Origin of the sequence: Georgenia satyanarayanai (assembly GCF_009193135.1) — a bacterium.
Taxonomy (GTDB): Bacteria; Actinomycetota; Actinomycetes; order Actinomycetales; family Actinomycetaceae; genus Oceanitalea; species Oceanitalea satyanarayanai.
On the sequence record NZ_VUKC01000018.1, the window covers coordinates 1 to 13920 of the forward strand.

15 protein-coding genes are annotated in these 13920 nt (G+C 73.7%); all 15 read right to left on the bottom strand.

Features of this window, described 5'->3' with window-relative positions; translation table 11 throughout:
* A partial coding sequence (locus GD632_RS14265) for a translation initiation factor IF-2 N-terminal domain-containing protein (RefSeq protein WP_193311498.1) occupies positions 1-387 on the bottom strand: 387 nt, incomplete at its 3' end.
* A 70-nt stretch (positions 388-457) separates the two neighbouring features.
* Positions 458-817 carry a YlxR family protein gene (locus GD632_RS14270; RefSeq protein ID WP_152192888.1) on the bottom strand — a complete coding sequence of 120 codons (360 nt, stop codon included), beginning with the start codon at positions 815-817 and terminating at the stop codon, positions 458-460.
* A gap of 114 nt (positions 818-931) precedes the next feature.
* Positions 932-1915, bottom strand: a complete 984-nt coding sequence (gene nusA / locus GD632_RS14275) for a transcription termination factor NusA (RefSeq protein ID WP_152192889.1) — start codon at positions 1913-1915, stop codon at positions 932-934.
* Positions 1916-1924: 9 nt separating this feature from the next.
* Positions 1925-2413: a ribosome maturation factor RimP gene (locus GD632_RS14280; protein WP_152192890.1), complete on the bottom strand. Its 489-nt coding sequence runs from the start codon at positions 2411-2413 to the stop codon at positions 1925-1927.
* 61 nt (positions 2414-2474) lie between these two features.
* On the bottom strand, positions 2475-3383 hold the full coding sequence (locus GD632_RS14285; protein ID WP_152192891.1) for a ferritin family protein: 909 nt from the start codon (positions 3381-3383) through the stop codon (positions 2475-2477).
* An 8-nt stretch (positions 3384-3391) separates the two neighbouring features.
* The gene (locus GD632_RS14290; protein ID WP_152192892.1) at positions 3392-5182 is read right to left on the bottom strand and encodes a proline--tRNA ligase; all 1791 of its coding nucleotides are present in this window, start codon (positions 5180-5182) and stop codon (positions 3392-3394) included.
* Positions 5183-5251: 69 nt separating this feature from the next.
* Positions 5252-6118, bottom strand: a complete 867-nt coding sequence (locus GD632_RS14295) for a GNAT family N-acetyltransferase (RefSeq protein WP_226924889.1) — start codon at positions 6116-6118, stop codon at positions 5252-5254.
* An 11-nt stretch (positions 6119-6129) separates the two neighbouring features.
* A complete protein-coding gene (gene ispG, locus GD632_RS14300; RefSeq protein ID WP_152192893.1) occupies positions 6130-7293 on the bottom strand; it encodes a flavodoxin-dependent (E)-4-hydroxy-3-methylbut-2-enyl-diphosphate synthase in 1164 nt (387 codons plus the stop codon).
* Between the two features lie 39 nt (positions 7294-7332).
* Positions 7333-8646 (bottom strand): M50 family metallopeptidase, encoded by a 1314-nt coding sequence (locus GD632_RS14305; RefSeq protein ID WP_152192894.1) that lies wholly within the window; start codon positions 8644-8646, stop codon positions 7333-7335.
* Positions 8643-9818 carry a 1-deoxy-D-xylulose-5-phosphate reductoisomerase gene (gene dxr, locus GD632_RS14310; protein ID WP_152192895.1) on the bottom strand — a complete coding sequence of 392 codons (1176 nt, stop codon included), beginning with the start codon at positions 9816-9818 and terminating at the stop codon, positions 8643-8645. The genes GD632_RS14305 and dxr overlap by 4 nt, the downstream gene beginning before the upstream one ends.
* Positions 9815-10372: a DivIVA domain-containing protein gene (locus GD632_RS14315; RefSeq protein ID WP_152192896.1), complete on the bottom strand. Its 558-nt coding sequence runs from the start codon at positions 10370-10372 to the stop codon at positions 9815-9817. The genes dxr and GD632_RS14315 overlap by 4 nt, the downstream gene beginning before the upstream one ends.
* Positions 10369-11571 carry a 23S rRNA (adenine(2503)-C(2))-methyltransferase RlmN gene (gene rlmN, locus GD632_RS14320; RefSeq protein ID WP_152192897.1) on the bottom strand — a complete coding sequence of 401 codons (1203 nt, stop codon included), beginning with the start codon at positions 11569-11571 and terminating at the stop codon, positions 10369-10371. The genes GD632_RS14315 and rlmN overlap by 4 nt, the downstream gene beginning before the upstream one ends.
* 33 nt (positions 11572-11604) lie before the next feature.
* Entirely contained in the window at positions 11605-12516 is a 912-nt protein-coding gene (locus GD632_RS14325; RefSeq protein ID WP_319633120.1) for a phosphatidate cytidylyltransferase, read from the bottom strand.
* Positions 12517-13074: a ribosome recycling factor gene (frr, locus tag GD632_RS14330; protein ID WP_152192898.1), complete on the bottom strand. Its 558-nt coding sequence runs from the start codon at positions 13072-13074 to the stop codon at positions 12517-12519.
* Positions 13071-13862 carry a UMP kinase gene (gene pyrH / locus GD632_RS14335; protein WP_152192899.1) on the bottom strand — a complete coding sequence of 264 codons (792 nt, stop codon included), beginning with the start codon at positions 13860-13862 and terminating at the stop codon, positions 13071-13073. The genes frr and pyrH overlap by 4 nt, the downstream gene beginning before the upstream one ends.
* Between the last annotated feature and the right edge of the window lie 58 nt (positions 13863-13920).

Below are 13920 nucleotides of genomic sequence, written 5' to 3' on the forward strand. Positions count from 1 at the left end.
GGCCGGAGCCGCCTCGGGCTCCGGCGCGGGGGCCGGGGCGGGTGCGCCCGGCTTGGGTGCCGCGGGGCGCTCCGCGGCGGCGGGTGCCGGACGCGCGGGGGTGGGTGCCGGGGCGGCGGGTGCGGCCGGGGCCTTCTGCTCGGCAGGGGCCTGCGGCTCAGCGGTCTTGGCGGCGGGAGCCTTGGGCTTGACCGCCTTCTTGGGTGCCGGCTTCTCCTCGGAGGCCGACGGTGCGGGAATGGCCTCCCGGAGGCGGCGCACGACGGGCGCCTCGACGGTGGACGAGGCCGACTTGACGAACTCGCCGAGCTCGCCGAGCTTGGCCAGAACCGTCTTGCTGTCGACGCCGAGCTCCTTGGCGAGCTCGTGGACGCGAAGCTTTGCCACATTTCTCCTGTCTCGGCCCGCCCGGGACAGGGTGGGGCCGTGTTAGTGCTTGAAACTCATCGCTGGGTACTCATCGGGTGCCCATCGGCTTCCAACCCGCTTTCTTCGTCGATGACTCGTGCCGGCTCAGGTCTGACCCGGCGTTCTTCGTGCTGAACCACTCCGTGACGGCGGTGGTGTCCACCGGTCCTGCGGAGCGCAGGGCCCGGGGGATCGCCCGCCGGCGATCGGCGAGGTCCAGGCAGGCCCGGTCAGCGTGCAACCAGGCCCCCCGCCCGGGGGCGTCCGTCCGTTCGTCCACCACCGCGCGAGGCGTGTGGGGAACGAGGACGACCCGCACGAGGGCGGACCGCGGGGCCCTGGCCCGGCATCCCACACAGGTGCGTACCTGTCCCTCGCCGGGAGGTGAGGGGGAAGGAGGCGCTGTCATGGGAGTTCGGGCTGTGGCCCGTCGGGAAGTCTACCCCCACCCGCCCCTGCGGGACAGTGATGGGCACCGCGGCGGGGGGTGGTGTGTTTGCTCACACGCCCCCGCCGAGGGTGCTCAGCCCTCGGCCTGCTCACCCTCGGTGTCGGAGTGGATGTCGATCCGCCAGCCGGTCAGGCGCGCGGCGAGCCGGGCGTTCTGGCCCTCCTTGCCGATGGCCAGGGACAGCTGGAAGTCGGGCACGACGACGCGTGCGGACCGCTCCTCGGCGTCGACCACCTCGACGCTCGTGACACGGGCGGGCGACAGCGCGTTGCCGACGAAGGTCGCGGCGTCCTCGCTGTAGTCGACGATGTCGATCTTCTCGCCGTCGAGCTCGCTCATGACCGCCCGGACACGCTGGCCCATGGGGCCGATGCAGGCACCCTTGGCGTTGAGGCCGGGGACGGTGGAGGCGACGGCGATCTTCGTCCGGTGCCCGGCCTCGCGGGCCAGCGCCTTGATCTCGACGCTGCCGTCGGCGACCTCGGGGACCTCGAGGGCGAAGAGCTCGCGCACGAGGTTGGGGTGGGTGCGCGAGAGGGTGACCGAGGGGCCCTTGGCGCCGCGCGCCACCTCCAGGACGTAGGCGCGCAGGCGGTCGCCGTGGCGGTAGGTCTCGGTGGGCACCTGCTCGTGGGCGGGCAGGACGGCCTCGAGCTCGCCGATGTCGACGAGGACGACGCGGGGGTCGCGGCCCTGCTGGACGACACCGGCGATGAGGGTCCCGGCGCGGTCGCGCAGCGAGCCCATGACCTGGTCGTCCTCGGCGTCGCGCAGCCGCTGGACGATGACGCTGCGGGCGGTGGCGGTGGCGATCCGGCCGAAGCCGCTGGGGGTGTCGTCGTACTCGCCGACGGCGTTGCCCTCCTCGTCGACCTCCGTCGCCATGACGGTGACGCGGCCGGTGCGGCGGTCCACCTCGACGCGGGCCCGCTCCGCGGCGCCCGGGGTGCGCTGGTAGGCGAGGAGGAGTGCCTCCTCGATCGCGCCGACCAGCACGTCGAGGCGGATCTCACGCTCGCTCTCGATCAGGCGCAGCGCGGTCATGTCGATGTCCATGTGTCCTCCTCAGCCCTCTGCGGCAGCGTCTGCCGCACGCCCCAGCTCGGGCTCGACGGTGCCCGAGGTGATGTCGGACAGCGCGACGACCTGACGCGTGCCCTCAGTGTCGATGACCACGTCCGCGCCGTCGACCGCGAGCACACGTCCGCGCACGGCGCCGGACGTGGTGCGCAGTCGCACGAGTCGCCCCTCGGCACGGCGGTAGTGCCGTGCCGTCGTGAGCGGGCGCGTGACTCCGGGGGTGGAGACCTCCAGGGTGTACGCCCCGGCGACGACGTCGACGTCGTCGAGGGTCGTGGAGACCTGGCGGGAGACGTCGGTGAGGAGGTCGGAGCCGACGCCACCGGGCCCGTCCGCGAGGTCGACGACGACCCGCACGACGCTGCGCCGGCCGGCCGCGCTCACGCTCACGTCCTCGAGGTACAGGCCGGCGTCGGTGACGACGGGCTCGAGGACGCGGCGCAGCTCGGCTGCGACGTCCGACGGGCGTGCCATGGTGCTCTCCTGGGGGCTCGGCTGCGGAACTCCCACACCTTACCCGGGGCCCGGGCCCCTCTCAGGAGAGGCCCGGCAGGGCCGGGAGTGCGGTATCCCACGACCGCGCCTGCCCGGCGGCGTAGGTCGCGGCGTCGAGCACCGTCTCGCGGTCCTCGGCCGCGGTCCCGAGCAGCGCGACGTACGCGGCGACGACGTCGAGCTCGGCCGCGCCCGCCAGGGCACGTTCCGGCGTCGCCGTCCCCGCGATGTCGCCCACGTCGTAGGCGACCTCGCGCTCGTCCTCCTCGGGGGCGACGGCTCCGGCGACGAGCCCGAGCTGCTCGGCACGCGTGACCGCGGCCTCCCGCTGGGCGCCGCTGCTGCGGGCGGCGACGACCTCGAAGGCGTACCGGGCGGCGTCCACCGCGCGCGAGGTCTGCGGGTCGATCGTGCCGGGGGCCGGGGCCGGCTGCGGTGCGGCCGGGAGCCGCTCGGCCTCGACGGACAGGGCGCGCGCCAGGTCGACGGCGAGCCAGGTGCGCGAGATCGCGACGGCGGCGAGCAGCCGGCCGAGCTCGCCGTCGTGGTCGAGCGCGTCCGCACGCGCGGCGGCGGCGCCCTCCTCGAGGAGGTCGAGGACCTGCTCGGGAGTCGCGGCCGGTGTGGGCGCGGGCGTGGCCGGGCCGTCCGGGTACGCCGTCGCCTCCGGGCCGGCGCCCGGCCACGGCTCCCAGACCCCACCGAGGGCCGCGTGGTGCTCGGCCGCCGCCGCCCGGACGGCGGCGAGCACCTCCCCCGCCTCCCCGCCGGTGGTCGCCGCACCGGCGGCCGCGCGCAGCTGCGCGGCCACCACGGCGGCGTCCTGGCGGGCCTGCTCCACGGCGTCGGCGGTGGGCACCTCGGGCGGCGGGGTCTCGAGGCGGAGCCCGCAGCCCGTGAGGGTGAGCGCGGCGAGGAGCGCGGCCGCCAGCGCGCGGCGCCCGGACACGGTGACGGTCAGGCCCCGAGGGCGGACCGCACGGCCGACGCGACCGCGTCCACGGCCTCCCCGACGGGCAGCTCGCGCCGCTCCCCCGTGGCCCGCTCGCGCAGCTCGACCTTGCCCTCGGCGAGGCCGCGGCCGACGACGAGGACGAGCGGCACACCGAGCAGCTCGGAGTCGGCGAACTTCACGCCCGCGGACATCTTCGGACGGTCGTCGAGGAGCACCTCGATGCCCTGCGCGGTGAGCGCGGCGGCGATGCGCTCGGCCTCGGCGAAGACCTCGGGGTCCTTGCCGGTGGCGAGCAGGTGGACGTGGAAGGGGGCGAGGGACATCGGCCAGGCCAGTCCGGAGTCGTCGCACGTCGCCTCGGCGACGGCGGCGAGCGCGCGGCTGACACCGATGCCGTAGGAGCCCATCGTCACCGTGACGGCCTTGCCGTTCTCGTCGAGGACCTTGAGGCCGAGCGCCTCCGCGTACTTGCGCCCCAGGGCGAAGACGTGGCCGATCTCGATGCCGCGGGCGAGCTCGAGCGGGCCCGAGCCGTCCGGCGCGGGGTCTCCGGCGCGGACCTCGGCGGCCTCGATCGTGCCGTCGGCGGTGAAGTCGCGGCCGGCGACGAGCCCGAAGACGTGCGTGCCGTCCTCGTTCGCGCCGGTGATCCAGCTCGTGCCGGGCACGACGCGAGGGTCGAGGAGGTAGCGCAGGGAGGTGCGGTCCTCGCCGTCGTCGCCGGCGTTGGGGCCGATGACGGCGGGACCGATGTAGCCCTTGACGAGCTCGGGCCGTGTGGCGAGCTGCTCGTCGGTGGCGGGCGCGACGAGGGTCGGCTCGAGGGCTCCCTCGAGCCGCTTGAGGTCGACCTCGCGGTCCCCGGGCAGGCCAACGACGACGAGCTCGTCGGTGCCGTCGGGGTGGGTGAGGGCGAGGACGACGTTCTTCAGCGTGTCCGCGGCCGTCCACGGCCGGTCGGGGCGCGGGTAGAGCGCGTTGGCCTGCTCCACGAGGGTGTCGATGGTCGTGGACCCGGGGGTGTCGCGCACCTGTGCCGGCGGCAGGTCGGTGGCGTCGAGGGGCTCGGGGACGGCGGTGAGCGCGGCCTCGACGTTGGCGGCGTACCCGCCGGGCGAGCGGACGAACGTGTCCTCGCCGGACGGCGTCGGGAAGAGGAACTCCTCGGAGCGGGACCCGCCCATGGCGCCGCTCGTCGCCGCGACGATGACGTACTCCAGGCCCAGGCGGGTGAAGATCCGCTCGTAGGCCTCACGCTGGGCGCGGTAGGAGCGCTCGAGGCCGGCGTCGTCGATGTCGAAGGAGTAGGCGTCCTTCATGATGAACTCGCGCCCGCGCAGCAGGCCGGCGCGCGGACGCGCCTCATCGCGGTACTTCGTCTGGATCTGGAAGAGCGTGAGCGGCAGGTCCTTGTACGAGGAGTACAGGTCCTTGACGAGGAGGGTGAACATCTCCTCGTGGGTGGGGGCGAGGAGGTAGTCGTTCTCGCGGCGGTCCTGGAGGCGGAACAGGTTCGGTCCGTACTCGGTCCACCGGCCGGTGGCCTCGTAGGGCTCGCGCGGCAGCAGCGCCGGGAAGTGGACCTCCTGGGCGCCGGCGGCGGTCATCTCCTCGCGCACGACCTGCTCGATCTTGCCGAGGACCCGCAGGCCGAGCGGCAGCCAGGTGTAGATGCCGGGGGCGGCGCGGCGGATGTAGCCGGCTCGCACGAGCAGCCGGTGGCTCGGCAGCTCGGCGTCCACCGGGTCTTCACGCAGGGTTCGCAGGAACAGGGTCGACATCCGCATCAGCACGCCGGTCAGCGTATCGCCCCGCGGGCACGATCCAGCTCTCGGCGCGAGGAGGCGGGCGCCGGACCTCGCTCAGAACAGGACGGTGGCGTAGGTGCCGACCTGCTCGAAGCCGGTGCGGCGGTACGTCGCGATGGCGGGGGCGTTGTAGCCGTTGACGTACAGCGAGACCACCGGCGCGGTGCGGCGGCGCACGTCCTCGACGACGGCGGCCATCGCCGGTGCCGCGATGCCCTCGCCGCGGTGCTCGGGGTGCACCCACACGCCCTGGATCTGCGCGACGCCGAGCGCGCACGCGCCGACCTCCGCCTTGAAGACGACGCGCCGGCCCTCGGGGGCCTCCTCGATGCGGACGTAGGACCGCTGCGTCGAGACGAGCTCGTGGACCCGCGCCGCGTAGGCACCACCGGAGGCGAGGGGCGAGTAGCCCACCTCCTCGGTGAACATCGCCACGCAGGCCGGGACGACGACGTCGAGGTCCTCCAGGCCGCTCAGCCGCACCCGCGCGTCGGGCTCGACGGCGGGGGTGTCGGAGATCGCCATCGAGGGCTGGTCGGCACGCACCTCGCGGGGAGGCAGCCACCGCGGACCGAGCCGGTCCCACAGCCCGAGCACCTGCTCGGCGGGGCCGACGATCGAGGAGGCCCGGCGTCCCCGCCCCCGGACGTGGTCGGCGACGGCGTCGAGGAGCTCCGGCTCGTCGACCGCGACCGGGACGAGGTTGGCCCCGGACCAGCACAGGGCGCGCAGCTCACCCTCGCGCCACACGCCGAGGAGCTCGGCGCCGGGCAGCCGGCGCCGGCCCAGCATCTCGACCTGGACGGCGGCGAGGACGTTGCCGACGGGGTCGGCGGCGCACAGCCCGAGGGCGGCCTCCCGGTCCTCGTCCCGCAGGGGACGGACCCGCGGGCCCACGGGGTGGAGCCACCTGCCCAGCACCCGGGCTCCGCTCAGCCGACCGAGACGACCGGGCCGCCGGGCTCGGACTCCAGGCCCATCTCCTCGGCGATCCGGTTGGCCTCGGCGATGAGGGTCTCGACGATCTGGTCCTCGGGGACGGTCTTGATGACCTCGCCCTTGACGAAGATCTGGCCCTTGCCGTTGCCGGAGGCCACGCCGAGGTCCGCCTCCCGGGCCTCGCCGGGGCCGTTGACGACGCAGCCCATGACGGCGACGCGCAGCGGGACGGTCATGCCCTCGAGGCCCGCGGTGACGTCGTCGGCCAGCTGGTAGACGTCCACCTGGGCGCGGCCGCAGGAGGGGCAGGAGACGATCTCGAGCTTGCGCGGGCGCAGGTTGAGCGACTCGAGGATCTGGTTGCCGACCTTGATCTCCTCCACCGGCGGGGCGGAGAGGGAGACCCGGATCGTGTCACCGATGCCCTTGGAGAGCAGGGCACCGAAGGCGGTGGCGGACTTGATCGTGCCCTGGAAGGCGGGCCCGGCCTCGGTGACACCGAGGTGCAGCGGCCAGTCGCCCTGCTCGGAGAGCAGCTCGTAGGCACGCACCATGACGACGGGGTCGTTGTGCTTGACGGAGATCTTGAAGTCGTGGAAGCCGTGCTCCTCGAAGAGGGAGGCCTCCCACACGGCGGACTCGACGAGCGCCTCGGGCGTCGCCTTGCCGTACTTCTTGAGCAGACGCGGGTCCAGCGAGCCGGCGTTGACGCCGATGCGCAGGGAGACGCCGGCGTCGGAGGCCGCCTTGGCGATCTCCTTGACCTTGTCGTCGAACTTGCGGATGTTGCCCGGGTTGACGCGCACCGCGCCGCAGCCCGCCTCGATGGCCGCGAAGACGTACTTCGGCTGGAAGTGGATGTCGGCGATCACCGGGATCTGGGACTTCTTGGCGATGATCGGCAGCGCCTCGGCGTCCTTGTCCGTGGGGCAGGCCACGCGGACGATGTCGCAGCCCGAGGCCGTGAGCTCGGCGATCTGCTGGAGGGTGGCGTTGATGTCGTGCGTCTTCGTCGTCGTCATCGACTGGACGCTCACGGGGGCGTCGCCGCCCACCTCGACGTCGCCGACCCGGATCTTGCGGGTCTTCCGGCGGGGAGCCAGCACGGGCGGCTGCTCCTTGACGGTCGGGATGCCGAGGGAGATCGGAGTACTCACCTCGTCAGTATCCCCCACGGCGCCGCCTGTGTGCACGGCTCAGCCGGTGAGGGTGACCGGCCGCACGATGTCGGCGTAGGCGAGGAGCAGGCTCATGCCCACCATCGCGATGACGACGACGTAGGTGAGGGGCAGCATCCGCGCGACGTCCACGGGGCCGGGGTCCGGGCGTCCCCGCCAGGTCGCGACCCGGCGGCGCAGGCCCTCCCACAGCGCGCCGGCGATGTGGCCGCCGTCGAGCGGGAGCAGCGGGATGAGGTTGAAGACGAACAGCGCGAGGTTGAGGGAGGCGAGCAGGCCGAGCAGGTCCGCCGTCCGTTCGACGACGCCGTAGCGCTCGCTGTCGATGGAGGCGATCTCCCCGGCGAAGCGGCCCACGCCGACGAGCCCGACGACGCCGGGGTCGCGCTCCTCCTCACCGAAGGCCGCCTGGGCGACGTCGACGAGCCGCTGCGGGAGCGTGAGGACGACGGTGACGGTCGCGCCCACCGCCTCGACGACCCTCCCGGGCACGGCGGTGACCGGCTGTGGGACGAGCTCGGCGACCGGACCGATCCCGACGAAGGGCTGCGGCTCGGTCACCGGCTCACCGGCGTCGTCGGTGCGGACCTCGCCGTCGACGACGACGGGCCGCTCGCTCATCACGGGCGTGACCGTGACCGTGCGCTCCTGCCCGTCCCGCTCGACGACGACGGTGGCCGGGCTGGGTCCGGACGCGGCGATGGCCGCGCGCACGTCGTCCCACGACACGACCGGCCGTCCGCCCCACGACAGGACGGTGTCGCCCGGCTGGAGGCCGGCGACGGCGCCGGGAGCGGCGGGGTCGGTCCCGGCGCACTCGGTGGCCGCGGGGTCGGCCGGCAGGCACTCCTGGACGTTGCCGAGCGTGGCGGTGTAGGCGGGCACCCCCACGCCGACGAGCACGACGGAGAGGAGGACGACGGCGATGAGGAGGTTCATCACCGGCCCGCCGAGCATGACGACGAGCTTCTTCGGCACGCTGAGGGAGGAGAAGGTGCGGTGCTCCTCGCCGGGACCGACCTCCGCCAGGGCGAACTCGCGCGCCTCCTCGACGAGGGTGGCGCGCCCGTCACGACGGCGCCGCACGGGCCGGTCCGTGCGTGCGGGCGGGTACATGCCCACCATCCGCACGTAGCCGCCGAGCGGCACGGCCTTGACGCCGTACTCGGTCTCCCCGCGCCGGCGCGACCACAGGGTGGGGCCGAACCCGACGAAGTACTCGGTGACCTTGACGCCGAAGCGCTTGGCGGGCAGGAGGTGCCCGACCTCGTGAAGGGCGATGGAGACGACGAGCCCGACGACGAGCACGAGGACGCCGACGAGGAAACTCATCGCGCGCCTGCCAGCGCCCGGGCGCGGTGCCGGGCCCAGGCCTCGGCGGCGTGGACGGTCGCGAGGTCGAGGCGCTCGGCGGGGACGCCGTCGTGCTCGGCGAGGACCTGCTCGAGGATGTCGGTGATGGCGAGGAAGCCGAGGCGCCCGTCGAGGAACGCGGCGACGCACTCCTCGTTGGCGGCGTTGAGGACGGCCGGGTGGGTGGCCGAGGCGGCGGCCGCGTGGCGCGCCAGGCGCACGCCGCGGAAGGTGTCCTCGTCCAGCGGCTCGAAGGTCCAGCTCGTCGCCTCGTCCCAGCGGCACGGGGCGACGGCGCGCTGGGGGCGGGCGGGCCAGGACAGCGCGAGCGCGATGGGCAGGCGCATGTCGGGCGGGGAGGCCTGCGCGATCGTCGAGCCGTCGACGAACTCGACCATCGAGTGGACGACCGACTGCGGGTGGACGACGACGGTGATGTCCTCCACGGCGACGTCGAAGAGGAGGTGGGCCTCGATGAGCTCCAGGCCCTTGTTGACGAGGGTGGCGGAGTTGACGGTGACAACCGGACCCATGGCCCACGTGGGGTGGTCCAGCGCCTGGGCGGCGGTCACCTCGGCGAGCTCCTCCCGGCGGCGGCCGCGGAAGGGACCACCGGAGGCGGTGAGGACGAGGCGGGCGACCTCGGCGTGCGCGCCGGAGCGCAGCGCCTGGGCCATCGCGGAGTGCTCGGAGTCGACGGGGACGATCTGGTCGGGCCGCTGCCGCGCGGCGCGGACGAGTGCGCCGCCGACGACGAGCGACTCCTTGTTCGCCAGCGCCAGGCTCGACCCGGCGGCGAGAGCCGCGAGGGTGGGCTCCAGGCCGACGGAGCCGGTGACGCCGTTGAGGACGACGTCGCTGCCCGCGCCGGCGAGCTCGGTCGCGGCCCCCTCCCCGACGAGCACCTCGAGCGGCGGCGTCCGCACGCCGCGCTCCGCCGCGACGGCGGCGACGGCGTCTCGCACGTCCGCGGCGCTGGCGTGGGACACGGCGACGAGCGGCACGTCGTGGTCGAGGACCTGCTCGGCGAGCAGCCGCAGGTTCGCCCCGCCGGCCGCGAGTGCGGCGACCTCGTAGCCGCCGCGGGAGACGACCTCGAGGGCCTGCGTCCCGATCGAGCCCGTCGAGCCGAGCAGCGTGAGCGTGGTCATTCGACGGCCAGGAGGACCTCGACGGCGCGGTCGAGGTAGGCGTCGACGACACCCTCGGCGTAGGCCTTGTCGCGACGGGCGGAGGGGAAGGTGACGGTGCGGATCTCGGCGGCGGTGAGGTCGCCGTCGGCGTCGAAGTAGGCGACGAGCCGGTCCATGAGGTCGTCGACGACGTCGCGGTCGTAGCCACGGCCGCTCTCGGGTGGCGCGAAGCGCTCCCCCGCCGGGCGGACGAGACGCGGGTAGAGCGTCGTGGCGCGCTCGGCGATGCGGTCCATCCACGCCTGCTGCCCGTGGGCGGCGACGAAGGCGTCACGGCGCCGCTGGACGAGAGCCGCCTCGAGGCGGTCGAGCGCCGAGTCGACCGAGCCGGTCGCGTACCCGGACCGCACGAGGTCGAAGGCCACCTGGCGCACGTCGGTCTCGGTGAGGGCGCCGTCGTTCCCGGCGCGTCCCGCCTCGTAGGCCTGGCGGGCACGGGTGAAGAACTCCTCGACCTGCTCGCGGTCGTACCCCGTGCTCATCCGCCCCACGACCGGGAACAGCGTGCTCATCGCGTGGGCTCCTTCACCTCGGGGACACCGACCTTGGGCGCCGCGGTGGCGAGCTGCTCGGCGGCGAGCTGGCCGCAGGCGCCGTCGATGTCGCTGCCGCGGGTGTCGCGGACCGTCGTCGGGATCCCGGCCCTGCGCAGGGTCCGGACGAAGGTGTCCTCGACGTCCGGGTCCGAGGCGGTCCACTTGGAGCCCGGCGTCGGGTTGAGCGGGATCGGGTTGACGTGGATCCAGCCCTTGCCGCGGGCGAGGAGCTCGTCGGCGAGGAGCTGGGCGCGCCACTGGTGGTCGTTGATGTCGCGGATGAGCGCGTACTCGATGCTCACGCGGCGCCCGGTGGCGTCGAAGTAGCGGCGGGCGGAGTCGAGCAGCTCACCGACCTTCCAGCGGGAGTTGATCGGGATGAGCTCGTCGCGCAGACCGTCGTCTGGGGCGTGGAGGGACACGGCCAGCGTCACCGGCAGCCCCTCCTTGGCGAGCTTGTCGATGGCCGGGACGAGCCCGACCGTCGAGACGGTCACGTTGCGGGCGGACAGCCCGAAGCCCGCGGGGCTGGGCTCGACCATCCGGCGCACCGCGTTGATGACGGCGCGGTAGTTCGCCAGCGGCTCGCCCATCCCCATGAAGACGACGTTGGTGAGGCGGGTGGGGCCGCCGGTGAGCAGGCCGTCCCGGCAGGCCGCGGCCGCGACGCGCACCTGCTCGACGATCTCCGCCGTCGAGAGGTTGCGGGTCAGGCCCTGCTGGCCGGTGGCGCAGAACGGGCAGGCCATGCCGCAGCCCGCCTGGGAGGACACGCACAGGGTGGCGCGCTCGGAGTAGCGCATGAGGACGGACTCGACCTTGGCGCCGTCGAAGAGGCTCCACAGCGCCTTGCGGGTGGCCCCGGCGTCGGCCTGGAGCGTGTGGACCTCGGTGAGCAGCTCGGGCAGGAGCTCGTTGACGAGCTCGTCGCGGCCGCTGGCCGGCAGGTCGCTCATCGCGGCGTCGTCGCGGGTGAGGTGGCTGAAGTAGTGGCGCGAGAGCTGGTCGGCCCGGAAGGCGGGCAGGTCCTTCTCGCGCAGCACCGCCGCGCGGTCCTCGCGGGTGAGGTCGGCCAGGTGGCGCGGGGGCTTGCCGCGGCGGCGCGCGGTGAAGGTCAGCTGGGGCCGCTCACCGGCAGCGCCTGGCGTCGGAGGGAGGGGTGCAGTCGTCGACATGTCGCTGCCGATTGTTCCAGATGTTCCTGGGAGTCAGCCGACGAACGTCGTGAGCAGGAGGTAGCTCGCCGGTGCCGTCATGAGCAGGGAGTCCAACCTGTCGAGGATTCCGCCGTGGCCGGGCAGCAGCGTGCCCATGTCCTTGAGTCCGAGATCACGCTTGAGGAGCGACTCCGACAGGTCCCCGACGGTGGCGGTGACGACGGCGCCGGCTCCCAGGGCGAGCCCCACCCACCACGGCGCGTCGAGCGCGAGCAGCGCCAGCCCGACACCGACCGCGGCCGCGAGCACGAGGGAGCCACCGGCCCCCTCCCACGACTTCTTCGGGCTGATCGAGGGCGCCATCGGGTGGCGACCGACGAGGACACCGGCGACGTAACCGCCGGTGTCGTTGGCGACGGCGCACAGCACGAGCGTGAGGACCAGCCAGGGCCCGCGGTCCTCGGTGAGGAGGAGGACCGCGAAGCCGGCGAGGAAGGAGACGTAGGCCGAGGCGAGGACGCCGGCGCAGGCGTCGCGCACGGCGGCGGGCCCACCGCCGTCGAGCACCCGCCACACGAGCACGCCGCCGGCGGTGAGGAAGAACGCGACGAGCATGGCGCTCGGCCCGGCGGTGTAGGCCGAGACGAGGATCCCGGCGTTGCCGACCCACAGCGGCAGGAGCGGCACGACGACCCCGCGGGTGCCGACGGCGCGCGCGAACTCCCACAGCGCCCCGCTCGTGGCGAGCAGCGCGAGCACGACGAACGCCTCCTCGCGCACGAACAGGCACAGGAGGAGCAGGCCGAGCAGGCCCAGGCCGACCGCGATCGCCGCGGGGAGATTGCGTCCCGCACGGCTGGCCGGCTTGGGCGGCGCCTGGGTCACGATGGCGCGCCGCGCACCCTCCTGGATCTCGCGGATCTGGCGGCGGGTGAGCGGCGGGTCACCGCCGGTGGTGCTCACTCAGACCTCGAGGAGCTCTCGTTCCTTGCCGGCGAGGAGCTCGTCGACGGCGTCGACGCGCTTCTTCGTCAACCCCTCGAGCTCCTTCTCGGCGCGGTCGACCTCGTCCTCGCCGGCGTCGCCGTCCTTCTTCATCCGGTCGAGCTCGTCCTTGGTCTTGCGGCGGACGTTGCGGATGGAGATGCGCGCGTCCTCGGCCTTGGTCTTGGCCAGCTTGACGTAGTCGCGGCGGCGCTCCTCGGTGAGGGCGGGCAGCGCCACACGGATGACGTTGCCGTCGTCGGTCGGGTTGACGCCCAGGTCGGACTCCCGCAGCGCCTTGATGACCGCGTTGGACGCGCCGCGGTCGTAGGGCTGGATGAGGACGGTGCGCGCCTCGGGGATGGTGAGGGAGCCGAGCTGCTGCAGCGGCGTGGGCGCCCCGTAGTAGTCGACGAGGATCTTGGAGAACATCCCCGCGTTGGCCCTGCCGGTGCGGATCGCGGCGAAGTCCTCGCCGGCCACCTCGACAGCCTTGTCCATCTTCTCCTCGGCCTCGAGGAGGATCTCGTCGATCACCGTGTCTCCTTCATGTCGTCTGCTGCCGCGGGGGTGTCGCCACCGCCGTCGACCGTCACCAGTGTGCCGATCTTCTCACCCAGCAGCGCCCGCGTGACGTTGCCGGGGGTGGTCATGCCGAACACACGCATGGTCAGGCCGTTGTCCATGCACAGGGAGAAGGCGGCGGCGTCGACCACCCGCAGGCCCTGGCGCAGCGCGTCGCCGTAGGTCACGTGGTCCAGGCGGGTGGCCGTCGGGTCGAGGTTCGGGTCGGCGGTGTACACGCCGTCGACACCGTTCTTGCCCACGAGCACCTCGTCGCAGTGGGTCTCGAGGGCGCGCTGGGCGGAGACCGTGTCGGTGGAGAAGTAGGGCATGCCCGCGCCGGCGCCGAAGATGACGACGCGGCCCTTCTCGAGGTGCCGGACGGCGCGCAGCGGGATGTAGGGCTCGGCGACCTGACCCATCGTGATGGCGGTCTGCACGCGGGTGCGCACGCCGGCCTGCTCGAGGAAGTCCTGGAGCGCCAGGGCGTTCATCACGGTGCCCAGCATGCCCATGTAGTCGGCGCGGGAGCGGTCCAGGCCCCGCTGGGAGAGCTCCGCGCCGCGGAAGAAGTTGCCGCCGCCCACGACGATGGCGATCTGCACGCCGGCCGCGTTGGCCTCGGCGATCTGCTTGGCGACGCCGGCCACGACGTCCGCGTCGAGGCCGATGGCGCCGCCGCCGAAGACCTCACCGGACAGCTTGAGGAGGACGCGGCGGGGCGAGGACCCACCCGCGGGCGTGTCGGACGAGACGTTCATGCAGACCTCCGGGAGATGGTGTGCGGGTGGCCCCGGCCCGTACGGGCCGGGGCCACCG